This window comes from Variovorax sp. VaC1 (assembly GCF_043658315.1).
In the GTDB taxonomy this organism is placed as follows: domain Bacteria; phylum Pseudomonadota; class Gammaproteobacteria; order Burkholderiales; family Burkholderiaceae_C; genus Variovorax.
On record NZ_JBIGLT010000005.1, the window covers coordinates 39,973 to 64,855 of the forward strand.

Below are 24,883 nucleotides of genomic sequence, written 5' to 3' on the forward strand. Positions count from 1 at the left end.
AGGAGGAGGCCGCAGGCCCGGGGGACATTCGCAAAGGGGAGTCCCCGGTGTCCTGTGCACGCCCCCGGACCACACGCCAGCATGGTGAAAACCGATTTGAAAGACGAAGGGTGCGGACATGACCGACCACTACGACAAGCTTGAAATCCGCGACCCCGCCGAGCGCGAACGCGACCTGCTGGCCGCGCTGCCGAAACAGATCGCGCAGGCACAGACCGCGACCTCCGCGTTCAACAAGATCCTCGACGGCGTGAAGCCGGCGAACGTCACGACGCGCGAAGCGCTCGCGAAACTTCCCGTCACGCGCAAATCGGAATTGCTCGACCTGCAGAAGGCACGCCGCGCCGACGACCCGTTCGGCGGCTTTGCATCCATTGCACGCGGCCCGCGCATGCCCCGCGTGTTCGCGAGCCCCGGCACCATCTACGAACCCGAAGGCGAAGCGCGCGACTACTGGCGCACCGCGCGGGCCCTGCACGCGGCGGGCTTTCGCAGCGGCGAGCTGATCCACAACAGCTTCAGCTACCACATGACACCGGCTGGCTCGATCATGGAAAGCGGTGCACGCGCCATGGGCTGCACCGTGTTCGCGGGTGGCACTGGCCAGACCGAACAGCAGCTCGAAGCCATCGTCGACCTCAAGCCCGAAGGCTATGCGGGTACGCCGAGCTTCCTGAAGATCCTGCTGGAGAAGGCCGAGGAGAAAGGGACCCGGTTGCCCTCGCTCACCAAGGCCCTCGTGTCGGGCGAGGCCTTTCCGCCGAGCCTGCACGACTGGATCGCCGCACATGGCGTGAAGGGCACGCAGTGCTATGCCACCGCCGACCTGGGCCTCATCGCTTATGAAACCAGCGCGCGCGAAGGCTTGGTGATCGACGAAGGCGTGCTGGTCGAGATCGTGCGCCCCGGCACCGGCGACCCGGTGCCCGATGGCGAGGTGGGCGAGATCGTCGTCACCAGCTTCAACCCCGACTACCCGCTGGTGCGCTTCGGCACCGGCGACCTTTCCGCGGTGCTCGCGGGCACCTGCCCCACCGGCCGCACCAACAAGCGCATCAAGGGCTGGCTCGGCCGCGCCGACCAGACCACCAAGGTGCGCGGCATGTTCGTGCATCCGTCGCAGGTCGCGGAGATCGCGCGGCGCTTTCCGGAGATCCAGCGCGCGCGCCTCCTGGTGTCGGGCGAGATGGGCGACGACCAGATGACCTTCAGACTCGAATGCGCGGGCGCACCGGCCGGGCTCGACGCGCGCATTGCCGATGCGGTGCGCGAAGTGACCAAGCTGCGCGGCACCATCGAACTGGTGGCGCCGGGCAGCCTGCCCAACGACGGCAAGGTGATCGAGGACGCGCGCAGCTACAAGTAGCGGCGGTACAGCCAGCGCGTGGCGAAGCGCATCAGCAGCACCGTCAGCGCCATGTACAGCAGCACCAGCGCCAGGATGAAACCGACGAGACCACCGCCGCCGTAGAAGCTGAACGATGCCGTCGCCGCCATGAACAGCCAGACGATCGCGATGACGATGCAGCTCACCTGCACCAGCAGAAAGGCCAGCACCGCGGCCGCCACGGCCCGGAAGGGGCGCACGATCGAGAGGCCTGGCTTGGTGCCGAGCCAGCCGCCCCAGAAGGCGAGCGCGAAGGTCACGAGGGCCGGCAACACCCAGGCGAGCAGCAGCGTCGGCGCATCCACGTCGCTGCCCGGCGGTGCCCAGCGCGCCACGGCAATGCCGCCCCACAACTGAAGCCCCGCGAGCATGGCCGCCGCGACCATCGCGACGGCCCGGCGCGGCGATGAGGGCGATGCACCGGGCACCTCGGCCGGCAGCGTCTCTTCTTGCGCCGGCACCGATGCGCCGCGACGCGTCATCAGCGCGATGCGCGCCGCCAGCCACAGGCCGAGCACGGTCACCGCCAGCTGGATGAGCGACTGCAGCACCATGGCCACGCTCATCGAGATGCGCAACGGCGAATCGCCGAAGACATCCGCGAACCGGCCGCCCGGCATGAAGAGTACCTGCACCTCGTAGAACAGCGGCGTCAGCGCGTAGTAGTTCAGCACCAGCACCAGCACCCACACGCCGCCGAAGCGCAGCCTTGCGTCGTCCGCCAGTGCCACGCGGGCCACGCCCTGCCGTTCGAGCGCGTTGCGCGCGTGGCTCCACGAGAGCGTCGCCACCAGCACCCACGACACGGCCGTGCCCGCGAGCAGCATGATCCACACGCCCGGAATGGCATACGCCTGGCGCATCTGCCCGGCCTGCGGCGTGGAGGGCAGCAGCAGCGCGGCCATGTTGATCACGAACAGGAGCGCGTCAAGGCCCACCGCGAGGAGCGCGAAGTCGCGGGGCAGGCGCAGCGCGCGGGAGTGAGAGGGGTTCGCCGTCATGGGAATACTTTCGCGTTGAATCGCGCATGCCGCAACCGGCATGCGAAGACTGCGAGGGTATCGGATGACGGGCGGGCGCCCCGTCAGCGCCGCAGGCTCAGCTCAGTGCGCGAGCGCGGTTTCGCCCGCTTCCTCGGGCGCGGGGCCGACGTACACCGACTGCGGGCGGATCAGCCGGCCCTTGTGCACCTGCTCGCGCGCATGCGCCACCCATCCGCTCACGCGGCCGGCCGCGAACACGCAGGTAAAGCTTTCGCGGCCGAAGCCCAGCGCTTCGAGCAGCAGCGCGGTGTAGAACTCGACGTTGGTTTCCAGCGCGCGGTCGGGCTTCTTCTCGCGCAGGATCGCCAGCGCGGCCTGCTCGGCCGCTTCCGCCAGTTCAAAGCGCGCGGCGTTGACGCTGCCCTCGGCGCTCAAGCGCTGCAGCGCGCCCTTGAGCGCATCGGCGCGCGGATCGCGCACGCGGTAGATGCGATGGCCGAAACCCATCAGGCGCTGCCCACTGGCCACCGCGCCTTCGAGCCAGTGGCGCGCATTGGCGGCGGTGCCGATGGCATCGAGCGCATCGAGCACCGGACCCGGAGCGCCACCATGCAGCGGCCCCTTCAACGCGCTGATGCCGGCGAGCACGGCCGACGCCAGCCCCGCGCCGGTGGACGCCACCACGCGCGCGGCAAAGGTCGAGGCATTGAGGCCGTGATCGCAGACGGCGACGAGGTAGGTGTCGAGCGCGGCGCCCTGCGCGGCCGTGGGTGTGCGGCCATGCAGCATGCGCAGCATGTCGACGGCGTGCGGCAGGGTTTCGTCGGGCGCGAGCGCCTGCACGCCCAGCCGCCAGCGCATGACGGCCGCCGTGTACACGGCGGGCGCGGCCGCGAGGCGCAACGCGGTCTGCAGATCGTCGCCATCGGGCAGGCGCGCGAGCAGCGCGCGCACCGCCTCGATGGGCGGCAGCCGGCGCAGCACGCTGTCGTCGTTGGGCTGCAGGCGCTCGAAGGCTTCGCGCCGCGCGCGGCCCAGGGCGGTGCGCAGCGCAACGGCGTTGCCGGGCAGCGTGTCGAAGAAGCCCTTGAACAGCAGCGCCACCACGTCTTCGAAGCGCCAGTGCTGCGCAATCTCGTCGAGCGTGTGGCCGCGAATGACCAACCGGCCTTCGGCACCGTCCACTTCCGACAAGACCGTGTGCGCGGCCACCACGCCTTCGAGGCCGTTCTCTTCAATCATCGTTCTCTCCTGGTTTGACGATGTCATTGATTCTGGCCACACTGACATTGACGTCAATCTTGATTTATTCCATCAACATGGTGATGAAGACAGCACTCTGGCTGCCTGCGGGCGAGGCCCTCGAACTGATGCAGGTTCGCCCGCAGACCCTTTATGCAAGCGTGAGCCGTGGCCGCATCCGCGCCAAGCCCGACGCCACCGACCCGAGGCGCAGCCTCTACCACCGCGACGACGTGCAGCGCATCGCGGCGCGCACGCGCGGGCGGCGCAGCACCGAAGCAGTGGCAAGCGAAACGATCCAGTGGGGCGAGCCGGTGCTGGCATCGGCGGTGTCGACGGTGGCCGACGGCCGGCTTCTCTATCGCGGACAGGATGCGTGCACGCTCGCCTCGCACGCCACGCTGGAAGACGTGGCCGCCCTGCTGTGGGAAAGCGCACCGCCCCGCTTCATGGCCGTTGCGCCCATGACGATGCCCCGCAAGGACGCAACGCCCTTGCAGGCCGGCCTGCTCGCACTGGCGGCACGTGCCGCCGTCGATCCACCCTCGCGCGGCCGTTCACGTGCCGTGTTGCAGGCCGAGGCGGCGGACGTGATCGGCACGCTGGCCGATGCGCTGATCGGCCCCGCACCCACGAAGCCGGTGGCACTGCACGCGCGGCTGGCTTCGGCATGGCGCCGCCCCCGCGCGGCCGATGATCTGCGCCGCGCGTTGGTGCTGCTGGCCGACCACGAGCTCAACGCATCGACCTTCGCCGCGCGCGTGACCGCATCGACGGGCGCATCGCTCGCCGCGAGCCTGCTCACCGGGCTCTCCACGTTGACCGGGCCCTTGCATGGCGGTGCATCGGCAGCCGTGCAGGCGCTGATGCGCAATGCATCAGCCATCGGCACCGAAGCCGCCGTGCGCGAATGGCTCGCGCATGACCGGCCACTGGCGGCCTTCGGCCATCCGCTCTATCCGAACGGCGATGCGCGATGCGATGCACTGCTGGCCAACATCGAATTGCCACCCGCCTTCACCGAGTTGCGTGAGATCGGCGAGAAGCTGCTCGGCGAGACGGTGAACATCGACTTTGCACTCGCCGCGCTGGCCGCCGTGCACAAGCTGCCGCCCGGCGCACCGCTCATGCTGTTCGCGCTGGCGCGCACTGTCGGATGGACGGCCCATGTGCTGGAGCAACAGGCCACGGGGCATTTGATAAGACCGCGTGCGCGGTACACAGGCCCTGCCGCCGCTTCATAAGAAAAGAAAGACAACGCGCTGCCGTTGTTCCACCACGCACCCACAGCGCCAATTGTGCAGATGGCACCGGGTGGTCCCCGCAGCGAAATAAAGGAGGAGGCCGCAGGCCGGGGGACATTCGCGGAGGGGACCACCCGGTGCCATCCGCACACGCCCCGAAAGCAGCCTTACCTCACCTTGCGGCAACCCAGCGGCAACAGCTTCACCGGCAAGTCGTCCCCACTCACGCAATGCCAGACGATGCCGTTGTCCGCAGACGAAGGCTCCATGCGCAGCACGCCGCTCATTCCCCGGGGCAGCTTCGGCAAGGTGGCCTCGACGACCATCGTCTCGGGGTCGAACGTGAGCACCGAGCCGCCGGGCAGCGTGTCGGGCGCGTTCGCGGCGGCGAGGGTGTCGGGGATCTCTTCCTTCTCGGTGTAGTAGCTGGTGAGCGCCTCGCGCACCGGCGCGCCTTCCGCCCAGGCCTGCACGACCTGTGCGCGCGCAACGTAGTCCTGGTAGGCCGGGATCGCCGCGGCGGCCGCCACGCCGATGACGGCCACGACGATCAGCACGCCCAGGGCGCCACCACCGGCACGGCCCGTGTACGGCACGAAGATCGCGAGCACATAGGCCAGCGGGTTGCGGCTGGGCAGCGCCGCCGCCGGATCGATGGCACGCGCCACGCGCTTGGTGAGCCATGGGTAGCCGCCGATCAGCTCGTGGAACGAAGCCCAGAAGCCGCTGTTGCCGGCCGACTGGTTGGCATAACCTTGCAGGTCGACATTGCGCCACTGCTGGGCACCGGCGGCCAGCGCCACGAGCGCGCGCGGCGCGGAGTCGGGCTCTTCGCAGCAGGCCGCGCCGTGCAGGTCGCAGGTGTATTCCTTCGCGCGTGCATAGGCGGCACCGAGCAGCGGCAGCCACAGCACCGGGGCACGCCAGATGTGGCCCGTGAGATGGCCGCGCCGGATGTGGCCCAGCTCATGGCCGATGTAGAAGTTGATGCCGTCGGGCTGCGCTTCCATCGCATCGACCACATCGGACAGCAGCACCACGAAGTTGCGGCCGAAGAAGCGGGTGGCGAAGGCGTTGAACATGCCGTTGCCGTGCAGCAGATACGCCTCGGGCGGGTTCTCGATGCCGAGGTAGCCGCAGCAGGCCTTGAAGCGCGCATGCAGCTCGGGCAGCTGGGTCGGCGAGATCTTCACGGCCGTACCCTTGATCCACGCAATGACGGCCGACTGCGCGAACACGTAGCCGATGAAGCCCAGCAGCACATAGACGAGCGCGATGCCCAGCGTGCCGACGATCACCAGCAGCCAGACCAGCAGGCCGAGCACGAGCGTGACGGTGCCGAGCCAGCGCTCGCGCGGATAGACCCATGGATCCATTGGAATTTCCTCCTCGATGCGGCCGTGGCGACCGCGCTGTTTGTGGTTGTTTTCGCGCCTTCCCTTGCGCGAGTGCCCGGTCGGCATCATGCCCCAGAGTGGGGCGAAATTCGACACCCGTCTAAGGGCTATTCGGTATAGGTCAGGCCCCGGTCAGCCGATAAGATCGCGGCCTTTTTACCCCCTCTCGGAGACATCATGAAGAAACTGCTCGCCTTCGCGGCGATCGCCGCCGCCACTGCCGGTGTTCACGCCCAGGATTTCCCCGGGAACAAGACCGTCACGCTGGTGGTGCCTTTCGCGGCCGGCGGCCCGACCGACCGTGTGGCGCGCGACCTCGCCGAAGCCATGCAGAAGACGCTCGGCACCACGATCGTGGTGGACAACACTGCGGGCGCGGGCAGTTCCATCGGCACGGCCAAGGTGGCCCGCGCCAACCCCGACGGCTACACGCTGCTGCTGAACCACATCGGCATGTCCACCATGCCCGCGCTGTACCGCAAGCTGCCGTTCAACGTCGAGACCGACTTCGAGTACCTGGGCATGGTCAATGAAGTGCCGATGACGCTGATCGGCAAGCCCGGCCTGCCCGCCAACAACTACAAGGAACTGACGACCTGGATCGCTGCCAACAAGGGCAAGATCAACCTGGGCAACGCCGGCCTGGGCGCCGCATCGCACCTGTGTGGCCTGCTGTTCCAGAGCGCGATCAAGGTCGAGATGACGCCCGTGCCGTACAAGGGCACGGCCCCGGCCATCGCCGACCTGCTGGGCGGCCAGATCGACCTGCTGTGCGACCAGACCACCAACACCACCTCGCAGATCGAGGCCAAGAAGGTCAAGGCCTATGCCGTGACCACCGCCAAGCGCCTGACCACGCCCGGCCTGAAAGACCTGCCGACGCTGGACGAGTCGGGCCTGAAGGGCTTCGAAGTGACGATCTGGCACGGCGTGTACGCGCCCAAGGGCACGCCGGCACCGGTGCTGAAGAAGCTCAACGAAGCCGTCAAGGCCGCCATGAAGGACCCGGGCTTCATCAAGCGTGAAGAAGCGCTGGGCGCGGTGATCACCACCGACAAGCGCACCGAGCCGGCCGAACACAAGAAGTTCGTTGCGGCCGAGATCGCCAAGTGGGGCCCGATCATCAAGGCCGCCGGCGTGTACGCCGACTGATCGACGAACAGCAACCGCCACTGCCTTCACACGCAAGCAGCCGCAAGGCCGCCTGAGCCCCCTGGGCCAGGCGGCTTTTTCGTTATGCTGGCCGGGATTTTTCTTCCACCCTCCAGCCCCTTCCCATGCGTTTTCGCGGCGCGGCCCTTTCGGTTCTTGCGGTCTTCCTGGCCTTGCCGGCGCAGGAAGGCCAGGTACAACCGCAAACGCTGCTGTGGATATGGGACCGGCCCCAGCTTTTTTCCACGCTGCCCGAAGCCACCGGCGTGGCCTACCTGCATGCCACGGTGCAGCTGAGCGGCGAGCGCAGCCGCACGACATGGCGCCAGTGGCCGCTGCGCATCGCGCCGGGTGCCACGGTGGTGCCGGTGGTGCACGTCACGCTGGACAACCTCGCGCCCTCGCCCGTCGACGATGCGCAGCAGGCGGCCATTGCCGCCGCCATCGAGCACGCCGCGAAGCAGGGCAACCGCTCGGGCTGGGTGCAGCTCGACTTCGAGGCGCGGCGCAGCCAGCGCGAGGCCTACGTCGCGCTGCTCAAGCGCCTGCAGCCGCTGCGCGAAGGCGGCGTGCGGCTCTCGGCCACCGCGCTGGCCTCGTGGTGCATGAGCGATCCGTGGCTGCCCGCCGGCCTGCTCGACGAGATCGTGCCGATGTACTTCCGCATGGGCGCGGAAGGCGCACGCATCCGCCAGCGACTCGATGCGACGGGCGCGGCCACGGTGCCGGCCTGCCGCGACGCGGCGGGACTGATGTTCGGCGAGAACTGGCCCGCGCTTGGCGGCGTGAAACGGCGCTATGTGTTCCACGCGGGCGCATGGAAGAACGAAGACTTCGAACGGATCGACAGCAGCAGCAACAACAACATCGACATCAACAGGCACCCATGATTTCTTCCAACTCGATGCGCGCCGGCGCCAGGCTGCTGGCAATGACGGCAACCGCACTGCTCGGCGCCACCATGGCGCACGCCAGCGGCGGCTACGAACCCGAGGACCTGTTCTTCGCCACCAACCGGCCCGACCAGCCGGTGCGCGAGTTCGTCGAACGGCCCGCGGGCTACTACACCAGCTACCTCGTGCCCTACCAGGTGCTCTGGTACTGGCGCCTGCATGGCCAGGCGTTTTCTCCCGATGCCGTGCGCGCCTTCACCGACCTGCTGGAGAAGCTCCCGCGCGAAGACAACAGCATGGAAGAGCTGGACGACGCCTGGACCGAATGGCGACAGGCGCGCGACGCCGCCACCGCGAAGCTCGACCCCCAGTCGGCCCGCGACAAAGCCGCCCTGGCGCCGCCATCGCAGCAGCCGCCGAAGTGGAACGCCGACAGCCTGCAGGCGTCCCCGAACTGCTTCTACAGCGATGCCTTCCGCAACGCCACGAAAACGCTGGCCCAGCGCATGACGCGCGTGGCCGGCGACAAGGCTGCCGCTCCCTACGTGCTGCACTGGTTGAAGGCGCAAGACGCGGTGTTCGACACCTGCAACCAGCAGTCCGGCACCGTCCCCGAGCTGCCGCCGCACGCGCCCGCCTGGCTGAAGGCCGACCAGGCCTACCAGCTGGCCGCACAGCGCTTCTATGCCGACGACCTCGACGAAGCCGACACCGCGTTCACCGCCATCGCGGAAGACAAGGCCAGCACCTGGCGCGACCTCGCGGCCTACATGCGGCTGCGCGTGCTGGCGCGGCAGAACCCGGGCGAGGCGCCTTCGGACAACAAGAACGAGAAGGACAGCCCCGAGGCCCTCAAGCGGCAGGCCGAACTCACGAAGCAGGTCGACGCCATCGCGCTGCCGCTGCTGAAGAACCCGCGCCTGCGGGCGCTGCATCCGTCGGTCCATCGGCTGGCCGAGGCGCTGCACATCCGCTACCTGCTGCCCGCCACGCGCATGCAGCGGCTGGCGGACGGCCTGAAGACCATGGGCCCGCCCGATGCGGCCGCCGCGAAGCTGCTGCTGCTGAACCACGAGTTCCGCGCCTGCGGGTTCATCTACGACTGCTCGTACGTCGGCCCCGTGCAGACCTCCGACCTCGTGCAATGGCTCAGCACCGTGCGCGGCTTCAACGGTCCGGGCAGCAGCGCCGAGCCGGACGGCAAGTGGCGCGAAACCCTGAGCTGGAGCCGCTACCAGCGCACGCACGACCTCGCATGGCTGATGGCCGCCGCGAGCCTGCTGCCGGTGGCCGCCGCGAGTGACGACAAGCGCGAGGCCGAGATGCAAGCCGCGCTGGCCGCCGTGCCCGAAGACCATCCCGCGCGCTTCGCGGCCACGCAGCTGCGCGCGCAGCGCCTGTTTGCGCAGGGCCGCTACAAGGAGGTGCGCGAGCTGGTGGCCGACGCGGGCGATTCGCCGCTGATCGCGCGCAGCCTTTCGGGCCGGAACCTCGTGAAGGCCTTGCTGCTGCCGACAGCTGCGTCGGAAGACGAATGGCGCCGCCTCGCGATCCGCCCCGTGGTCGCGCGCCGCGACCCCGAGGCAACGGAAGCCAAGCCGAACGCGGTGCCGCTGGCCAGTGCCCTCGACGACGACGTGATCCGCTTCCTCAACACGCGTGCGCCGCTGCCGATGTGGCTGCGTCTTGCCGCCGACCCCACCCTGGCGCCCGCGCTGCGCGATGGCCTGCTCGAAACCGCGTGGACCCGCGCGGTGCTGGCCGAGGACTACGCCATGGCCCGCCGCGCGGCGCAGATGCGCGTGGCATCGCCGTCGCAGGCAGCGACCGCGGCGACCTCGGCCAAGGGACCAGACCCGATCGCCGGCATCCGCCGCTCGGTGAAGCTGGCGGACACCGACACCGCCGCATGGCACCGCCTGCTGCTGGAGCGCATGGCGAGCACCACGGAAGTCTTGCTGCCGCCGCACTGGTCCGGCGCCGAAGGCATCCGGACTCCGCCCCTCAAGCCAGGCATTGCGCCGGCGTACGACCGCGCCATGGCCATCGGCAGCTACGGCAAGTGGTGCCGCCCGCTCGGCGTGCCGGTCTCCGGCCCGCAGGCCGCCACCGCCGCCGACTTCGAGATGCCCGCGTTCCTGTCGCAGGAAGAGCGTGCGCAGCAGGAGGCACTGGTCGGCAAGCTGCGCGCCATTCCGCAGGACTCGATCTACTTCACGCAGGAAAGCCTGGCACTGATGCAGCGCAACCGCGCCGACCCGCTGGTGCCGCAGGCGCTGTCGGTCGCGGTGAAGATGGCGCGCTACACCTGCCCGGACAAGGCCGTGGGCGACTGGTCGCGCAAGGGCCTGCAGACCCTGCACGCGAACTACCCGAACTCGACCTGGGCCGCCAGCACCCAGTACTGGTACGGCGGCCGGTAGAAGAAGCAGTCGTTACTCAGGGGCCTTACTTCGGCCGGATCGCGTCCGCCGTCCCCTGGATGAAGGCCTTGATGCTCTCGATCTCCTCGCCCGAGAGCTTGCCCGTGAAGTCCGGCATGCCGCGCGCCATGGCCGGGCCCTTGAGCACGAACTTGTCGAGGTTCTCGATGTACGCCGCGTCCATGTAGCCGAGGTTCGGGATGTTGCCGCCGCGGTCCACGCCCGGCACGCCGTGGCAGAACACGCAGTTGCTCACGTAGAGCATGGTGCCGGCCTGGACCTTGGCGGGGTCGTACTTCACGCCCTGCACGAGCTTGTCCATGCGGTACTGAACGAAGTCCGGCATCTTGGCCGTGCCGCCGACCGCGAAGGTGTAGACCGTGCCCGGCCCCTGCTTCTCGGTGGCGCGCTGCGCCAGGCCATAGACGCCGCCCCAGCCCACGGCCACCGACACGTACTGCTTGCCGTCGACCATGTAGGTCGAGGGCGCCGCCACCACGCCGGTGCCGGTGGGCGTCTCCCACAGCTTCTCGCCGGTCTTGGCGTTGTAGGCCAGCAGGCGGCCGTCGGCCGTGCCCTGGAACACGAGGTTGCCGGCGGTGGTGAGCGTGCCGCCGTTCCAGGGCGACACGTAGTCCACGCCCCAGGCCTCCTTCTGCGTCACCGGGTCCCAGGCCACGAGGCGGCCGAAGGGCTTGCTCTTGGGCGGCTCGACGTTGGCGAACTTGGCCAGGTTCCAGCCCAGGCCCGCATGCGGACGGCCCGGCACGTCTTCGTTGAACTTCCAGTCCTTGTCGTCCATCAGGTTGATCGGCACGTGCTGCGAAGGCAGGTAGGCCAGGCCGGTCTGCGGGTTGAACGACATCGGGTGCCAGTTGTGCGCGCCGAACGGGCCGGGGATGGCGTCGTTGGGCTTGGTGCCGTCGCGCGACGAGGCAATGCCGATGGGCCGGCCGTTCTTGTCGTAGCCCGTGGCCCAGTTCACTTCGGTGAAGTTCTTGGCCGAGATGAACTTGCCGTTGGTGCGGTCGATGACGAAGAAGAAGCCGTTCTTCGGCGCATGCAGCAGCACCTTGCGCGGCTTGCCGCCCACCTTCATGTCGGCCAGGATCATCGACTGCGTGGAGGTGTAGTCCCAGTTGTCGCCGGGCGTCTCCTGGTAGTGCCACTTGTACTTGCCGGTGTCGGGGTCGAGCGCCACCACCGAGCCCAGGTAGAGGTTGTCGCCGCCCTTGGGGCTGCGCAGCTTGTGCGACCACGGCGAGCCGTTGCCGGTGCCCACGTACATCAGGTTGAGCTCGGGGTCGAAGGCGAAGCTGTCCCATGCGGTGCCGCCGCCGCCGGCCTCCCAGTACTTGCCGCTCGGGTCCCAGGTCTTGGCGGCGCGCGCCATCGACTCGTCTTCAAACGGCTTGCTCGGATCGCCGGGCACCACGAACCAGCGCCACTTCTGGTCGCCGGTGTTGGCGTCGTAGGCGGTGACGAAGCCGCGCACGCCGTACTCGGCGCCGCCGTTGCCGATGATGACCTTGCCCTTGAATACGCGCGGCGCGCCGGTGATGGTGTAGCTGCCCTTCTGGCCTTCGAGCGTGTTCTTCTCCCAGACCGTCTTGCCGGTGGCCGCATCGAGCGCGATGAGGCGGCCGTCGAAGGCGGCCACGTAGACCTTGCCTTCGTAGATGGCCACGCCGCGGTTCACCACGTCGCAGCAGCCCTTGTAGCCTTTGGACTTATCGACCTGCGGATCGAAGGTCCACAGCTTCTGGCCGGTGCGCGTGTCGATGGCATGCACCACGCTCCACGAGGCAGTGATGTACATGATGCCGTCGACCACCAGCGGCGTGGCTTCCACGCCGCGCGTCGACTCGAGGTTGTACGACCAGACCAGCCCCAGGTCTTTCACGTTGCCCGCGTTCACCTGGTCGAGCCTGCTGAAGCGCGACTCCGAATAATCGAGGCCCACGCTGGGCCAGTCGGGCGTTTTCTTCTGCGCCGCGTTGGCGCGGATGAAGTTGCCGTCGACCCGTTTCGTGGCGGCCGCGGCGCGGTCTTGCGGTGCCGTCGAATCCTGGGCCGTGGCCGTCGATGCGTTCAGGCACAGCAATGCGCCGGCGAGCATGACCAGCCCGGAGTGTGTTTTTTTCATCGTGGGTCTCCTTGTGGTGCAAGGATCGCGCGCACGGCCTTCGCGCTCACCCCCGGGATTTCCCCAGTCCGGCGCTGTTCCATTGCGGAACACATTCGCTGCTGGTCCCGAATCCAGCGAGGCAGCGAACCCCATGTCCCCAGACAAGTTCGAGCGGCTCGGCACGGCAGATGCGCCGCGCCAGCTCTTCGCCAGCACGCCGGCGCAGCGCGTGGCGCTCGCGCGGCAGCAGTTCTTCGAAGAAGGCGTGCGGCCCTCGGGACTGGTCGGCGAGGCGGTGCTGCAGTCGTGGATGCGCTGCAGCCGCACGCACCGCGACCGCCAGCGCATCGTGCCCTTCGATGCGGTCACGCCGAGCCGGCTGCACACCACACTCGCGCGCAACCGCGAGCTGCTGGACGTGGCGCGGCACGAACTCGGGCAGATGGAGAACGTGCTCGCGGGCACCGACTGCCGCGTGATCCTGACCGACCCCGACGGCGTGGTGGTGCACGTCAGCAGCCAACCGGCCGATGCGCACCAGCCGGTGCTGCGCAAGACCGCGCGCGTGGGCGTGAACATCTCCGAGCGCATCGTCGGCACCACCGCGCCCGGCATCGTGGCCACTACCGGACAGGCCTGCACGGTCGACGGCGCCGAGCATTACTTCGACGTGCTGAGCCACATGCAATGCGCGGCCGCGCCGATCCGCGACGTGACGGGCCGGCTGGCCGGCGTGCTCGACCTCACGGTGGAGTCGCGGGGCTTCGGCTTCGATGCGGCATCGATGGTGGCGATCCACGCGACGACCATCGAGAACCGGCTGCTGCAGGCGCAGTCGCGCGACCATCTGATCCTGCGCTTCCAGTCGAGCCCGACGCTGCTCGGCACGCCGCTCGAAGCGCTGGCCGGCATCGCGCCCGACGGCACCATCGCGTGGCTCAACAACGCGGGCGCGCGGTTGCTGGGGCGGTTGCCCGAAGCGGCGGACGAACGCGATGTCGAATGCCTGCTGGGCCACGACCTGGCGAGCCTGCTGCGGCTCGGCCGTCGCGAGGCGGCGCAACCGCTGCGGCTGGCGAGCGGGCTCGGCGTGTGGGTGCAGGCGCATCTGAAGGGACCGGATGGCGTGGACTTCCGGCATTCGGTGGCAATGCCCGGCGCCGTTGCGCATGCGGGCAGCCATCCACCCATTGCCATCGAACGGCATGTGCAGGCCGAGGCCATCGACGACATCCGTGAAGACGCGGCGGCCGACGACGGCGATGCCGACGCCGAAGAACCCGCACCGCTTGCGGCGACGCTGCGCGAGCACAGCCGCAAGCTGATCGAGGAAACGCTCGCGGCGCACGGCGGCAATGTGTCGCAGGCGGCGCGGCAATTGCGCGTGTCGCGCGGCACGCTGTACCGCCGCATGCGCGGCTGGGGCGACGCCGCCTGCGACTAGCGCATCAAGGCCTGTTCATACCGGCACCGCGGCCGCCTGCTCGCGCGCGTACTGGCCCGGCGGCCGCCCGACGTGGCGGGTGAAGGCGACGCTGAACGTGCTCGCGGAGCTGTAGCCCACGCGCTCGGCGATTTCGGCCACGCCGCCTTCCTTGCGTCGAAGCAGGTCCTTCGCGAGCGCCATGCGCCAGGCGAGCAGGTACGCCATCGGCGCCATGCCCACCTCGCGGCTGAAGCGATCGAAGAACGACGAGCGCGACAGCGCAGCCTCTTTCGCCAGCTCTACGACCGTCCATGCGCGCGTCGGCTGCTCGTGCATCGCGCGGATCGCGGCTGCAAGGCGCACGTCGGCAAGCCCGCGCGCCAGGCCCGGCGATGCCGCCGTCCCCGCTGTCGATCTCAAGGCTTCGATGAGCAGCACCTCCAGCAGGCGCGCAAGCACGACCTCGCGCGCGGGCCGCTGTGCACGCGACTCTTCGCCCACCAGCTGCACCAGCGTTGCGAGCCGCTGTTCACCGCGAACATGAACCAGCTGCGGCAGCAGCGGCACCAGCAGGGCCGCATCGGGCGAGCCGAAGCTGCAGTGGCCCGCCAGGATGCGCAGGTCCGTCGGGCCCTGTTGCGCGCCAACCCTGAACAGCCCCTGGCCGAGTGCGACCGGCAGCGAGTCGGCCACGCCGGCCGGCGGCACAAGGCTGGACATGGCAACACCGAAGGCCGCGGGGATGAGCACGAAGTCGCCGGCCTGCAGCACGATCTCCTCGTGCCCATCGAGCGCCAGGCGGCAGCCGCCTTCCAGGACGGCGCAGTAGAAGGGCTGCCCGGCGTCCGAGCGGCGGATCTGCCACGGACCCGCGCCGACGACGTGCTTCGAGAACCGGGCAGCCGGTTGCAGCAACGCGACCACCTCGGCAAACGGATCGACCATGGCCGGACTCTCGAACATGAGTTATGGACTCTGGATGGTAGCAAGTACGGCCCCGGCCACCTATCGTGAAGGCATTGCCATCCAAACCATCCACACGAAGGAAACCTCATGAAAACCGTATTGATCACCGGCTGCTCTTCCGGCTTCGGCCTCGAAACCGCGCGCCACTTTCTCGCGCAGGGCTGGCAGGTGGTCGCCACCATGCGCACGCCACGCGAGGACGTGCTGCCGCCATCCGAGCGCCTGCGCGTGCTGCAGCTCGACGTGACGGATGCACAGAGCATCCGCAACGCCGTCGAGGCTGCGGGGCCGATCGACGTGCTCGTCAACAACGCCGGCTTCGGCGCGCCCGCGCCGCTCGAACTCACCTCCATGGAGACGGTGCGCGCGCTGTTCGAGACCAACACCTTCGGCACGATCGCGGTCACGCAGGCGGTGTTGCCGCAGATGCGCGCGCGCAAGTCGGGCGTCGTGGTGAATGTGACGTCGAGCGTCACGTACAAGCCGCTGCCGCTGGTCGGCATCTACCGCGCGGCCAAGGCGGCGGTGAATGCGCTCACCGAATCGATGGCCAGCGAGGTCGAGCCGTTCGGCGTGCGCGTGCACATCGTGCTGCCCGGGTCTTCGGGCGAAACCAGCTTTCGCGACACCGCGCGGACCCGCCTGCGCGGCATCGACGACGAGGCCTATGGCGATTTCATGCAGCAGACCGTCGCCCGCATGCTCGCGTCCACGGGCCCGGGGACGCGCGCGAAGGACGTGGCCGAGGCCGTGTGGCGCGCGGCGACCGATCCGTCGGCCCCGATGCACATCCCGGCCGGTGCGGATGCCGTGCAGTGGGCCGCAGAAGCCCGCTGATCCGTCCGATCGTCGTCAAGGCCGCAGGGCCGGAGGCTCAGGCCGTGGCAAGAACCTGAGCGGCGCGCGCGCGGCGCGTCCGCGCGTCGGGTTGCAGCGGCCGGAGATATTCGTGCAGGGCGAGCGCGGCCGCGCCCACCGCCGGCGCCAGTGCGTCGTAGCGCGCGGTGCGCAGGTCGGGCGCCGGCATGCCGGCGCCGTCGGCGTGGTGCTTGACGCCCTCGAACGCGGCCTGTGCAAAGCCGCGATGTTCCGCGCAGGCCTTGCCGCCGAGCACGATGGCGCGCGGATTGAAGGTGACCCACAGGTTCTGCAGCAGCACGCCGAAGAAAGCGGCGGCGCGTTGCACGTCGGCGCCCTCGCGCTCGAGCACGCGCGAGCCGAAGAAGGCTTCGGCGCAACCGCGCCGGCCGCATGAGCACAAGGGGCCGTCGAGCTGGAGGATGGTGTGGCCGATCTCGCCGGCCATGCCCTGCGCACCGGTGAAGAGGCGGTCGTTCAGCACCACGCCCGCGCCCACGCCCACGTCGCAGTTGACGAAGATCAGCGGGTCTTCGCCCTCGCCCGCCGCGAACTCGTATTCGCCGAGCACTGCGGCATCGGCGTCGTTCTGCAGTTGCACGGTCACGCCGGGCAGGCCGACCGCGGCAAAGGCTTTTTCGAGTGCCGGCAGCAGGTTCACGTTGCGCCAGCCGAGGTTGGGCGCGAAGCGGACCACGCCGGTGCAGTCGTCCACCGCGCCGGGCACGCACACGCCGATGCTCGACAGGCGCAGGCCCAGTGCCTGCAGATGCGCGTGCGCCGCCGCCGCCATGCGCGCGACCTGCGCGCACACGCCGGCCGGGGAGCCATCGGTCAGCGCATGCGTGTCCGAGTACAGCACCTCGCCCTGCAGCGAGACGCACACGAGGCGCACAGTCTCGACGGCGATCTCCACGCCCATCAATGCGCGCACGCCGACGTTGATTTCGAGCGGCGTCGAGGGCCGCCCCAGGCCATCGGCCACGGCGGCGCCCGATTCGCTCAGCCAGCCTTCGTCGATCAGCTCGCGCACCAGCAGGCTCACGGTCGACTTGGTGAGGCCGCTCTCGATGGCCAGCCGCGCGCGAGACAGGCCCGGCTGCGCGCGCAGCAGCCGCAGCAGCACGCTGCGGTTCATGCGCTTGAGCAGTTGCTGGTCGCCGATGGTCTTCACGTCAGGCAGCCACGGCGGTACCGGCGGTGTCGGCGTGGTGGGCTTGCTCTTTTCCTTCGGGCCGCTTGCCCGCGATGATCATGCCCAGCACTTCGTCTTCGGTCACGTCGGCGGTGCGGTAGGTGCCCACCAGCTTGCCATTCTTCATGACCGCGAGGCGGTCGCTCAGCGAGAACACATCGGGCATGTCGTGCGTGATGAGGAAGATGCCCACGCCATCGGCCTTGAGCTGCTTCACGAGGCCGCCGACCATCGCGGTTTCTTCGGGGCCGAGCGCGGCGCAGGGCTCGTCCATGATGAGGATGCGTGCATTGAAGTACAGCGCCCGCGAGATCGCCACCACCTGCCGCTGCCCGCCCGAGAGTCGGCGCACCGGCACGCGGATGTTGGTGAAGTTCTTGTTGAGGCGATGGAACACCTTGCGCGCCTGCACTTCCATGAAGTGATCGTCGAGCGTGTTCCAGCGCGTCATCTTCTCGCGGCCGAGGAAGAGGTTGGACACGGAGTCGAGGTTGTCGGCCAGCGCGAGCGTCTGGTAGATGGTCTCGATGCCCTGCGCCTGTGCTTCGGAGGGCGTACGGATGTGGACCTTTTCTCCGGCGATGAGCGTGTCGCCCGAGTCGATGGGGTAGGCGCCCGCGAGCATCTTCATGAGCGTGGACTTGCCCGCGCCGTTGTGGCCGAGCAGCGCGACCACTTCGCCGGGGTAGAGGTTCACGCTCACGCCGTCCACGGCCTTCACGCCGCCGAAGGACTTGCGGATCTCGCGCAGTTCGACGAGGGGTTTGGAGGTATCGATGTCGGCCATGTCAGTTCTCCCCGAACTTGCGGCGGTAGAGCACGTCGAACACGACCGCCACGATCAGCACCTGGCCGATGATGACCATGCGCTTGCCGATGGGCACGTCGAGCAGCAGCATGCCGCTGTCGAGCGATTGCATGATGAGCGCCCCCAGCACCGAGCCGAAGATCGAGCCGCTGCCGCCCGCGAGCGCCGTGCCGCCGATGACGGCCGCCGCGATCACGTACAGCTCCATGCCCGTGCCCAGCGAGTTGGTGCCCGCGTTGAGCCGCGCGATCGACACGATGGCCGCGATGGTGACCAGCACCGCCAGCAGCGCGAACAGCATCAGCGTGACGCGCTTGACCGGAATGCCCACCAGCGCCGCCGCGTCGGGGTTGCCGCCCATCGCGAACACATAGCGGCCGAAGCGCGTGCGGTGCACGATGAACGACAGCACGATGGCCACCGCGGCCCAGATCAGCACCGGGATCGGAATGCCCTGCGGCTCGCTCTTGGACGAGATCTGGTAGTTGTTCATGACCGCCGCGAAGACGAACACCACGGCCACCGGCACGGCCGTGAGCAGGATGTCGAGCCACAGCGCCTCGGTCGGCATGTCGTAGCGCTGGCGCGCGCGGCGCTTTTGCACCATGCGCCCGAACAGCACCAGCGCCACCAGCCCCGCGAGCACCCAGCTCGCCGTGGTGCCGATGCCGCCGTCGTAGCCGCCGCCCAGGCGCTGGAAGAATTCGTCATTCACCGGTTGCGTCTTGCCGTCGGCCACGAGGAAGGCCGCGCCGCGGAACGACATCAGCCCGCCCAGCGTGACCACGAACGAAGGCACGCCCAGCACCGCCGTGAGCCAGCCCTGGTAGATCGACACCAGCAGCGCCACCGCGAGCCCCGCAAGGCAGGCCGTGGGCCACGACCAGCCCGAGGTGTATTGCAGGTACGCGATGAGCACGCCGACAAAACCCATCACCGAGCCGACCGACAGGTCGATGTGGCGCGCCACGATGATGAGCACCATCACGGTCGAGACGATGCCGACCACGGCCGTCTGCTGCGCGACGTTGTAGAGATTTTCGGGCGACAGGAACACGCCGCCCGACATGACGCTGAAGACCACGCCCATCGCCACCAGCAGCAGGCACATCAGGATCAGCCGCAGGTCGATGCCTGTGCGGCGCCACCAGCCTGGCGTTTCATTGCTCATTTTTTGGATACCCCCTTGAAGCGGATGCGCGAGAGCGTCCCGGCCGGGCCTCGGGAGCCCGGCCTGACGCCTGCATCGCGCGGATTGACGACTGCCGGTGTCGGCCTGCCTTGCCTTACTTGCAGGCCGCGGGCGCGCTGGCGCCCGTGGCGCCCTTGCACAGCTCGTCCTTCTTGATCCAGCCGGCCTTGACGATCACGTCGAGGTTGTCGCGCGTGATCGGCACCGGCGTCAGCAGCCGCGAGGACAGCGAGATCTTCTTGGCGCCGCCGGCCCACGGCGCGGCCTTGTCGACCGGCTTGCCGGCCGCCAGTGAAACGGCGGCGATGGCGGCTTCGCGGCCGAGTTCGCGCGAGTCCTTCCAGATGGTGGCGGTCTGCGTGCCGAGCGCGATGCGATTGAGCGCGGCGAAGTCGGCGTCCTGCCCCGACACCGGAATGCCGCGGATGCCCTTGGCCGTGAGCGCCGCCACCGCGCCGCCGGCCGTGCCGTCGTTGGCCGCGACCACCGCATCGACCTTGTTGCCGGCCTTGGTGAGGATCTGCTCCATGTTCTTCTGCGCGACCTCGGGCTTCCAGCCTTCGGTGTATTCGTCGCCGACGATCTTGATGTCGCCCTTCTTGATGGCGTCCGCCAGCACCTCTTGCTGGCCGGCACGCAGGAAGTCGGCGTTCGGGTCGCTTGGCGAGCCCTTGATGATCACGTAGTTGCCCTTGGGCTTGACCTTGAAGACCTCGCGCGCCTCCATGCGGCCGACCTCGACGTTGTCGAAGGTGATGTAGAAAACGCCGGGCGCCTCGATCAGCCGGTCATACGCGATCACGGGCACCTTCTGGCGCGTGGCCTTGGTGACGGCGGGCAGGATCGCGTCCTTGTCCATCGCCAGCACGATGAGCGCCTTGGCGCCCTTGGACATCAGGCCCTCGATGTCGCCCAGCTGCTTTTCGGGCGAGCCGCCCGCATCGGCACTGATGTACTTGGCGCCGAGCTTTTCCAGCTCTGCCTTGATCGCGGCTTCGTCGGTCTTCCAGCGCTCTTCCTGAAAGTTGGACCAGCTCACGCCGACCACGGTCTGCGCCAACGCGCCCACTGCCGTGAGACCGAAAGCCATGGCGGCCAGGGTGTGTTTCAGTTGCATCGATGTCTCTCCAGAGTTGGTTCGCCCGACAAGAAAGCCGAGTAAGAAATTAGTTAGTTTGAAGGGCGAACTAACTATCCCATCTGGGCTGGGCACTGGGCACCCGGGAATTCCCGGAGCGCTTTCCGCAAGTGCGTTGCGCCCGCGCGCGGCCGGCGAACGGCTGTTTCGCAGGCGGTTTCAGCCGATGTGCCAGGCCTGCGTCCACACGGCGATGCCGTCGAGCAGTTCGTCCAGCGCGTCCTCGTCGGTGCGCCCTGAGCGCTTGAGCACCTGGAACGAGTGGTCTGCGCCATCGATCTCCAGCACGGTGGCGATGGGGCCCAGCGCCTGTGTGACCGCATCGAACTGCGCCGGCTCGGCCAGCGTGTCGCGCGGACCGTGCGCGAAGAGCATGGGCACATCGACGTCCTGCAGATGCGCCGCCCGCGCGGCCGAGGCCGATGGCGCGCCCGAGGGATGCAGCGGAAAGCCGAGAAAGACGAGCCCCTGCACGCCGGGCAGCGGTTCCAGCGCGTGGGCTTGCGAGGTCATGCGCCCGCCGAACGATTTGCCGCCGGCAAAAAGACGCAGCCCGCCGAAGTGCCCCGACGCACAACCCACCGCCGCGCGCACCGTGGCGTGCGCCAGGGCCGGCGCGTCGGTGCGCTTGCTGCCGCGCTCCATGTAGGGAAACTGGTAGCGCAGCGTGGCGATGCGGCGCTGCGCGAGCCCTTCGGCCACCGCTTGCATGAACGGATGCGTCATGCCCGCACCGGCGCCGTGTGCCAGCACATAGCAGGCTTCAGGCGAGGGCGGCGACACGGCGAGGGCCGACACGACGGTGTCGGGTGCCACGGAAATGGAAAGGGGATGGGTGGTGATCACGGCCGCAGTTTGCCCAAGATCCAGAACCCCAAAACCGAAGACTCGCGAACGGCGCGCGGCCGCCCGCTCAATCGATCAGCTGCGTCTTGATGGCGTAGTACGTCAGGTCGCTGTTGGTGGAGAGGTTCATCTTCTCCATCAGCCGCGTGCGGTAGGTGCTGATGGTCTTCACCGACAGCGACAGCGCCTCGCCGATGCTGCCCACCGACTCGCCCTTGGCGAGCTTGAGGAACACCTGGAACTCGCGCTCCGACAGGTGCTTGTGCGGCGCGCCGTCCTTGCGTTCGAGCTGGCCCGCGAGCAGATCGGCGACCGAGGCTGAGATGTAGCGGCGCCCCAGCGCCACCGTGCGGATCGCCCTGGCGATTTCTTCCGGCTCGCATTCCTTGTTGAGGTAGCCCGACGCGCCCTGGCGGATCAGGTTGACCGCGTAGTGCTCCTCCGGGTAGCCGCTGAGGATCAGCACGCCGAGTTCGGGCGCCTTGGCGCGCACCATCGCGAGCGCGTCGATACCGCTCTGGCCGGGCATGGACAGGTCCATCACCAGCACGTCCATGTCGGCGGTGCGCACGAGGTCGATGGCTTCGCGGCCGGAGCCGGCTTCGCCGACCACGCGGAAATCGACGAAGGTTGAAAAGAAGGCCTTGAGGCCCGCGCGGACGACGGCGTGGTCGTCGACGATGCCGATCTTGATCATGGAATGTGTGCCTCCGGGCAGGTTCATGGACGCAAGAAGCGCCGGGGAATGCCCCACCATGCCACACGCATCCGCCGATCGGGCGGTGCCGGAGCGGGTCGGGCTGTTGTCCTGCACCGGAATGCTGGCATGTCTTTCGGCGGCGTAGGAGCCGTGCGCGTTCGGGCGTGCCTGGCGCACCGGTCGTCACCTGAATGCGGCATGCTGCGGCCGCTCAACCCCGGAGAAAACACGTGAAGCATTCGAACCCACCTACCCTGCACACACCGACCGGCTACAGCCATGTGGTCGAAGTCGTTGCGCGCCGCACGCTCTACGTGTCGGGCCAGATCGCGCTCGACGCCGAAGGCCGACTGGTCGGGCCCGACGACCTGCACGCGCAGACGACCCAGGTGTTCGAGAACCTGCGCACCGCGCTCGCAGCCAGCGAGGCCGGCCTGCGCGACGTGGTGAAGCTCACGGTGTTCGTGACCGACATGTCTCGGCTCGCCGCGTTCCGGGAAGCAAGGGACCGGTTCTTCTCGGCGCCGCTGCCCGCATGCAGCCTCATGGAAGTTTCGAGGCTTGCGCGACCGGACCTGCTCATCGAAATCGAGGCGGTGGCCGTCCTCGAATGAGCCGCTTTTTCACCGTGCAATGCCACATCGCTTCCGCGCTTCTTCTTTCTTAATTCTTCTTAATTAAATTAGTAGTAGTAGATAGGGGTAAACCCGATCTGTGGACAGCGCACTTTTTCCCTTGGCTGACAACGACTTGTCATGCCCGTGTCACTGTGTGCACCCGTGCTTCCGAGCTGTCTCGAAAAGAAGAACAACTTGGGCGCGGTCGATCCGACTGTGGATAACCGTGACTTTGTGCCGAAACTGTCCCCAGAGTTTTCCCTTGCATGCGGCGCGCGAGGCGCCAAGGGCCTGCGAACGGAAAAACAGGTGTGCCTTATGAGTCCGATGTGGTCAGCGGCGGCAAGAGGTCGGTGAGGAAGTCCACGAGCGACCTGACCGAAGGCAACATGTAGCGGCGCGAAGGAAAGACAAGGTGCAGCACCAGTTCCGGGGTGCTCCACCCATCCAGCACCTTGACCAGCTTCCCCTGATCCAGTGCCGTCTTGCATGCGGCGTCCGGCAACATGGCAATGCCCAAACCATGAACGGCGGCATTGAGAACGGCCTCGCTGTCCATGCATGTGAGCATGGGCCGGTGCTTCACGGTCACGGGCTGGCCGTCGGAGTTCACGAGCAGCCATTCCTGCCATTCGTCTCCGGCACCGTAGACGAGGGTCCGCTCCTCGCGCAGATCCTCCGGATGGGAAAGCGTCGAACGTTGCATGTAGCCCTTGCTTGCAACCAGGATGCGTCGGCTGACGCCAAGACGCTTCGTGACCAGATCGGGCTCCATGTCATCGGACCGGTAGAGCCTGATCGCAACGTCGATGGATTCGGCCAGCAGATCCACCCGTCGGTCTGTCGTGATCACCTGCAAGCGAACGCCGGGGAACTTGTCCATGAAGGTCGGCAAGTGCGGGGCGAGGTACAGCCTCGTTGCCAATGCAGGACAGCAGATGCGAACCATCCCGTTCGGCACCGCGCTGGCAACGTCGACCACTTCCTGCGCAGACAGTGCCTGTTCGATCGAAGCCTGGGCATGCGCAAAGAAGCGAGCCCCCAATTCGGTCAGCGTGACGTTCCGGGTGGTTCGATGCAGCAAGCGGGCGCCCAACCGGTTTTCGAGCACGGCGACCCGGGCACTGAGCCGTGACTTGGGGATGTCGAGCATGCGGGCCGCCGCGGAAAAGCCCCCGTGCTCGGCCACCATCGCAAAGTAGTAGAGGTCGTTGAGGTCTTCGAGGATGGGCTGACGGGCCATGGGATTGTCCGATTGCGGGTAACGGGTCGTCCGGCGCTGGCAGCTATGTGCGCAAGGTTTGAAGTTCTAACCTGCAGTGGCAGGCCCTTCGTGGCCAACCTCGTCAACTTCAGGAACGCCTTTCAATGCCAATAGTTTCCACTGCCACCTTGCGCCACTACGGAGATCCACATCCCCGCAGAAGAATCCATGTTCTGGATTCGGTGATGAGCTACGTCGACGTCGGGCAAGGCCGCCCCATCGTGTTCCTTCACGGCAATCCCACCTGGTCGTATGTATGGCGGAACATCATTCCGCATGCACAGCCCCATGGCCGGTGCCTGGCGCCCGATCTGATCGGGATGGGATTGTCAGCCAAATCTCCTTCGGGGAGCTATCGCTTCCAGGATCAGGCCCGATACCTGGATGCCTGGTTCGAAAGCCTCGCGCTGGAAGAGCAGGTCGTGCTTGTTTCCGACGATTGGGGGACGGCGCTTGCAGCCCATTGGGCCAACCGGAATCGCTCGCGTGTCAGCGGGTTCGTCTACATGGAAGGCGTCATACGACCGTCGACCTGGGCCGACTACCCGGAGGGGCCTCGACGTGTCTTCCAGGCACTGCGCTCGGAGGAAGGCCGCCGCATGGTCATCGAGAAAAACGCCTTCGTGGAAGACATATTGCCCCGCACCGTCGTGCACCCGCTGAGCCCAGCCACGATGGCAGGTTTTCGGGCGCCTTATCTCCACCCTGAAGATCGTGAAGCCATGCTGGCATGGCCCCGGGAGCTGCCTATCGAGGGCAGCCCTGCCGATGTCGTCGACATCGTGAAAGCGTCCGGCGACTGGTTGTCGAAGGCTCCCGTTCCGAAGCTGCTGATCGTCGGATCTCCCGGAGCAGCCCTGACGGGCGAAGCCCTCAGCTACGCAAGGAGCTGGTCGCATCAGGAGGAAGTCACGGTCACGGGTGCCCACGTCCTTCAGGAAGACTCTCCGCATGAAGTGGGCAAGGCTCTTTCGGCGTTCCTGCAAGCGCACGGCAATGGCAAGGGAGCTGGATCGTGAGTCAA

21 protein-coding genes are annotated in these 24,883 nt (G+C 67.9%); 9 read left to right on the forward strand and 12 right to left on the reverse strand.

Annotated features, from left to right (window positions below):
* Positions 1 to 118: 118 nt before the first annotated feature.
* Complete coding sequence (locus ACGLHS_RS20100) at positions 119 to 1,366, forward strand: phenylacetate--CoA ligase family protein (protein ID WP_394482596.1); 1,248 nt, start codon at positions 119 to 121, stop codon at positions 1,364 to 1,366.
* On the opposite strand, the gene ACGLHS_RS20105 is transcribed toward ACGLHS_RS20100, so the two are convergent.
* Together ACGLHS_RS20105 and ACGLHS_RS20110 are read right to left on the reverse strand one after the other, a co-directional pair.
* Entirely contained in the window at positions 1,357 to 2,388 is a 1,032-nt protein-coding gene (locus tag ACGLHS_RS20105) for a hypothetical protein (protein ID WP_394482599.1), read from the reverse strand. The two genes, ACGLHS_RS20100 and ACGLHS_RS20105, sit on opposite strands and share 10 nt — an antisense overlap.
* A gap of 102 nt (positions 2,389 to 2,490) precedes the next feature.
* The gene (locus ACGLHS_RS20110; RefSeq protein WP_394482602.1) at positions 2,491 to 3,612 is read right to left on the reverse strand and encodes a citrate synthase/methylcitrate synthase; all 1,122 of its coding nucleotides are present in this window, start codon (positions 3,610 to 3,612) and stop codon (positions 2,491 to 2,493) included.
* An 83-nt stretch (positions 3,613 to 3,695) separates the two neighbouring features.
* On the opposite strand from ACGLHS_RS20110, the gene ACGLHS_RS20115 reads away from it, so the two are divergent.
* Positions 3,696 to 4,856: a citrate synthase gene (locus tag ACGLHS_RS20115; protein ID WP_394482604.1), complete on the forward strand. Its 1,161-nt coding sequence runs from the start codon at positions 3,696 to 3,698 to the stop codon at positions 4,854 to 4,856.
* Between the two features lie 167 nt (positions 4,857 to 5,023).
* On the opposite strand, the gene ACGLHS_RS20120 is transcribed toward ACGLHS_RS20115, so the two are convergent.
* Positions 5,024 to 6,232: a M48 family metalloprotease gene (locus ACGLHS_RS20120; protein WP_394482606.1), complete on the reverse strand. Its 1,209-nt coding sequence runs from the start codon at positions 6,230 to 6,232 to the stop codon at positions 5,024 to 5,026.
* Between the two features lie 198 nt (positions 6,233 to 6,430).
* Between ACGLHS_RS20120 and ACGLHS_RS20125 the strand changes: the two genes are divergently transcribed.
* The 3 genes from ACGLHS_RS20125 (at position 6,431) to ACGLHS_RS20135 (ending at position 10,721) form a co-directional block, all read left to right on the forward strand.
* Positions 6,431 to 7,405, forward strand: coding sequence for a tripartite tricarboxylate transporter substrate-binding protein (locus ACGLHS_RS20125; RefSeq protein ID WP_093243066.1), 975 nt, complete (start codon positions 6,431 to 6,433; stop codon positions 7,403 to 7,405).
* Positions 7,406 to 7,530: 125 nt separating this feature from the next.
* Entirely contained in the window at positions 7,531 to 8,295 is a 765-nt protein-coding gene (locus ACGLHS_RS20130) for a hypothetical protein (RefSeq protein WP_394482610.1), read from the forward strand.
* The gene (locus tag ACGLHS_RS20135; protein ID WP_394482612.1) at positions 8,292 to 10,721 is read left to right on the forward strand and encodes a hypothetical protein; all 2,430 of its coding nucleotides are present in this window, start codon (positions 8,292 to 8,294) and stop codon (positions 10,719 to 10,721) included. The genes ACGLHS_RS20130 and ACGLHS_RS20135 overlap by 4 nt, the downstream gene beginning before the upstream one ends.
* Positions 10,722 to 10,746: 25 nt before the next feature.
* Here ACGLHS_RS20135 and ACGLHS_RS20140 read toward each other — a convergent pair whose 3' ends face one another.
* Positions 10,747 to 12,867, reverse strand: coding sequence for a PQQ-dependent dehydrogenase, methanol/ethanol family (locus tag ACGLHS_RS20140; RefSeq protein WP_394482614.1), 2,121 nt, complete (start codon positions 12,865 to 12,867; stop codon positions 10,747 to 10,749).
* A 133-nt stretch (positions 12,868 to 13,000) separates the two neighbouring features.
* On the opposite strand from ACGLHS_RS20140, the gene ACGLHS_RS20145 reads away from it, so the two are divergent.
* Complete coding sequence (locus ACGLHS_RS20145) at positions 13,001 to 14,293, forward strand: helix-turn-helix domain-containing protein (RefSeq protein WP_394482616.1); 1,293 nt, start codon at positions 13,001 to 13,003, stop codon at positions 14,291 to 14,293.
* Between the two features lie 15 nt (positions 14,294 to 14,308).
* Here ACGLHS_RS20145 and ACGLHS_RS20150 read toward each other — a convergent pair whose 3' ends face one another.
* On the reverse strand, positions 14,309 to 15,220 hold the full coding sequence (locus ACGLHS_RS20150) for an AraC family transcriptional regulator (protein ID WP_394483516.1): 912 nt from the start codon (positions 15,218 to 15,220) through the stop codon (positions 14,309 to 14,311).
* A 108-nt stretch (positions 15,221 to 15,328) separates the two neighbouring features.
* On the opposite strand from ACGLHS_RS20150, the gene ACGLHS_RS20155 reads away from it, so the two are divergent.
* On the forward strand, positions 15,329 to 16,078 hold the full coding sequence (locus ACGLHS_RS20155; RefSeq protein WP_394482618.1) for an SDR family oxidoreductase: 750 nt from the start codon (positions 15,329 to 15,331) through the stop codon (positions 16,076 to 16,078).
* Between the two features lie 37 nt (positions 16,079 to 16,115).
* Here the strand turns inward: ACGLHS_RS20155 and ACGLHS_RS20160 are convergent, their stop codons facing one another.
* The 6 genes from ACGLHS_RS20160 to ACGLHS_RS20185 all read right to left on the reverse strand — a co-directional run bounded on the left by ACGLHS_RS20160 (position 16,116) and on the right by ACGLHS_RS20185 (position 21,975).
* Entirely contained in the window at positions 16,116 to 17,273 is a 1,158-nt protein-coding gene (locus ACGLHS_RS20160) for an ROK family protein (protein WP_394482621.1), read from the reverse strand.
* A 1-nt stretch (position 17,274) separates the two neighbouring features.
* Positions 17,275 to 18,081, reverse strand: coding sequence for an ATP-binding cassette domain-containing protein (locus ACGLHS_RS20165; protein ID WP_394482623.1), 807 nt, complete (start codon positions 18,079 to 18,081; stop codon positions 17,275 to 17,277).
* Position 18,082: 1 nt separating this feature from the next.
* Positions 18,083 to 19,273 (reverse strand): sugar ABC transporter permease, encoded by a 1,191-nt coding sequence (locus ACGLHS_RS20170; protein ID WP_093243045.1) that lies wholly within the window; start codon positions 19,271 to 19,273, stop codon positions 18,083 to 18,085.
* Positions 19,274 to 19,388: 115 nt separating this feature from the next.
* Entirely contained in the window at positions 19,389 to 20,411 is a 1,023-nt protein-coding gene (gene xylF, locus ACGLHS_RS20175) for a D-xylose ABC transporter substrate-binding protein (protein ID WP_093243043.1), read from the reverse strand.
* A 180-nt stretch (positions 20,412 to 20,591) separates the two neighbouring features.
* Complete coding sequence (locus ACGLHS_RS20180; protein ID WP_394482626.1) at positions 20,592 to 21,278, reverse strand: alpha/beta family hydrolase; 687 nt, start codon at positions 21,276 to 21,278, stop codon at positions 20,592 to 20,594.
* A gap of 67 nt (positions 21,279 to 21,345) precedes the next feature.
* Positions 21,346 to 21,975, reverse strand: coding sequence for a response regulator transcription factor (locus ACGLHS_RS20185; RefSeq protein ID WP_093243041.1), 630 nt, complete (start codon positions 21,973 to 21,975; stop codon positions 21,346 to 21,348).
* 233 nt (positions 21,976 to 22,208) lie between these two features.
* Here ACGLHS_RS20185 and ACGLHS_RS20190 point away from each other — a divergent pair, with 233 nt between their 5' ends.
* Positions 22,209 to 22,592, forward strand: coding sequence for a RidA family protein (locus tag ACGLHS_RS20190; protein WP_394482629.1), 384 nt, complete (start codon positions 22,209 to 22,211; stop codon positions 22,590 to 22,592).
* 319 nt (positions 22,593 to 22,911) lie between these two features.
* On the opposite strand, the gene ACGLHS_RS20195 is transcribed toward ACGLHS_RS20190, so the two are convergent.
* The gene (locus ACGLHS_RS20195) at positions 22,912 to 23,838 is read right to left on the reverse strand and encodes a LysR substrate-binding domain-containing protein (protein ID WP_394482631.1); all 927 of its coding nucleotides are present in this window, start codon (positions 23,836 to 23,838) and stop codon (positions 22,912 to 22,914) included.
* Between the two features lie 125 nt (positions 23,839 to 23,963).
* Between ACGLHS_RS20195 and ACGLHS_RS20200 the strand changes: the two genes are divergently transcribed.
* The gene (locus ACGLHS_RS20200) at positions 23,964 to 24,878 is read left to right on the forward strand and encodes a haloalkane dehalogenase (RefSeq protein WP_394482633.1); all 915 of its coding nucleotides are present in this window, start codon (positions 23,964 to 23,966) and stop codon (positions 24,876 to 24,878) included.
* Positions 24,879 to 24,883: the final 5 nt, after the last annotated feature.

Bases quoted from the DNA above. Each gene is read 5' to 3' on its own strand.
- ACGLHS_RS20145 (WP_394482616.1), top strand. From the start codon at position 13,001: ATGTCCCCAGACAAGTTCGAGCGGCTCGGCACGGCAGATGCGCCGCGC.
- ACGLHS_RS20110 (WP_394482602.1), bottom strand. From the start codon at position 3,612: ATGATTGAAGAGAACGGCCTCGAAGGCGTGGTGGCCGCGCACACGGTC.
- ACGLHS_RS20155 (WP_394482618.1), top strand. From the start codon at position 15,329: ATGAAAACCGTATTGATCACCGGCTGCTCTTCCGGCTTCGGCCTCGAA.
- ACGLHS_RS20105 (WP_394482599.1), bottom strand. From the start codon at position 2,388: ATGACGGCGAACCCCTCTCACTCCCGCGCGCTGCGCCTGCCCCGCGAC.
- ACGLHS_RS20165 (WP_394482623.1), bottom strand. From the start codon at position 18,081: ATGGCCGACATCGATACCTCCAAACCCCTCGTCGAACTGCGCGAGATC.
- ACGLHS_RS20115 (WP_394482604.1), top strand. From the start codon at position 3,696: ATGAAGACAGCACTCTGGCTGCCTGCGGGCGAGGCCCTCGAACTGATG.
- ACGLHS_RS20125 (WP_093243066.1), top strand. From the start codon at position 6,431: ATGAAGAAACTGCTCGCCTTCGCGGCGATCGCCGCCGCCACTGCCGGT.
- ACGLHS_RS20120 (WP_394482606.1), bottom strand. From the start codon at position 6,232: ATGGATCCATGGGTCTATCCGCGCGAGCGCTGGCTCGGCACCGTCACG.
- ACGLHS_RS20200 (WP_394482633.1), top strand. From the start codon at position 23,964: ATGCCAATAGTTTCCACTGCCACCTTGCGCCACTACGGAGATCCACAT.
- ACGLHS_RS20185 (WP_093243041.1), bottom strand. From the start codon at position 21,975: ATGATCAAGATCGGCATCGTCGACGACCACGCCGTCGTCCGCGCGGGC.
- ACGLHS_RS20140 (WP_394482614.1), bottom strand. From the start codon at position 12,867: ATGAAAAAAACACACTCCGGGCTGGTCATGCTCGCCGGCGCATTGCTG.
- xylF (WP_093243043.1), bottom strand. From the start codon at position 20,411: ATGCAACTGAAACACACCCTGGCCGCCATGGCTTTCGGTCTCACGGCA.
- ACGLHS_RS20130 (WP_394482610.1), top strand. From the start codon at position 7,531: ATGCGTTTTCGCGGCGCGGCCCTTTCGGTTCTTGCGGTCTTCCTGGCC.
- ACGLHS_RS20150 (WP_394483516.1), bottom strand. From the start codon at position 15,220: ATGGTCGATCCGTTTGCCGAGGTGGTCGCGTTGCTGCAACCGGCTGCC.
- ACGLHS_RS20135 (WP_394482612.1), top strand. From the start codon at position 8,292: ATGATTTCTTCCAACTCGATGCGCGCCGGCGCCAGGCTGCTGGCAATG.
- ACGLHS_RS20100 (WP_394482596.1), top strand. From the start codon at position 119: ATGACCGACCACTACGACAAGCTTGAAATCCGCGACCCCGCCGAGCGC.
- ACGLHS_RS20195 (WP_394482631.1), bottom strand. From the start codon at position 23,838: ATGGCCCGTCAGCCCATCCTCGAAGACCTCAACGACCTCTACTACTTT.
- ACGLHS_RS20170 (WP_093243045.1), bottom strand. From the start codon at position 19,273: ATGAGCAATGAAACGCCAGGCTGGTGGCGCCGCACAGGCATCGACCTG.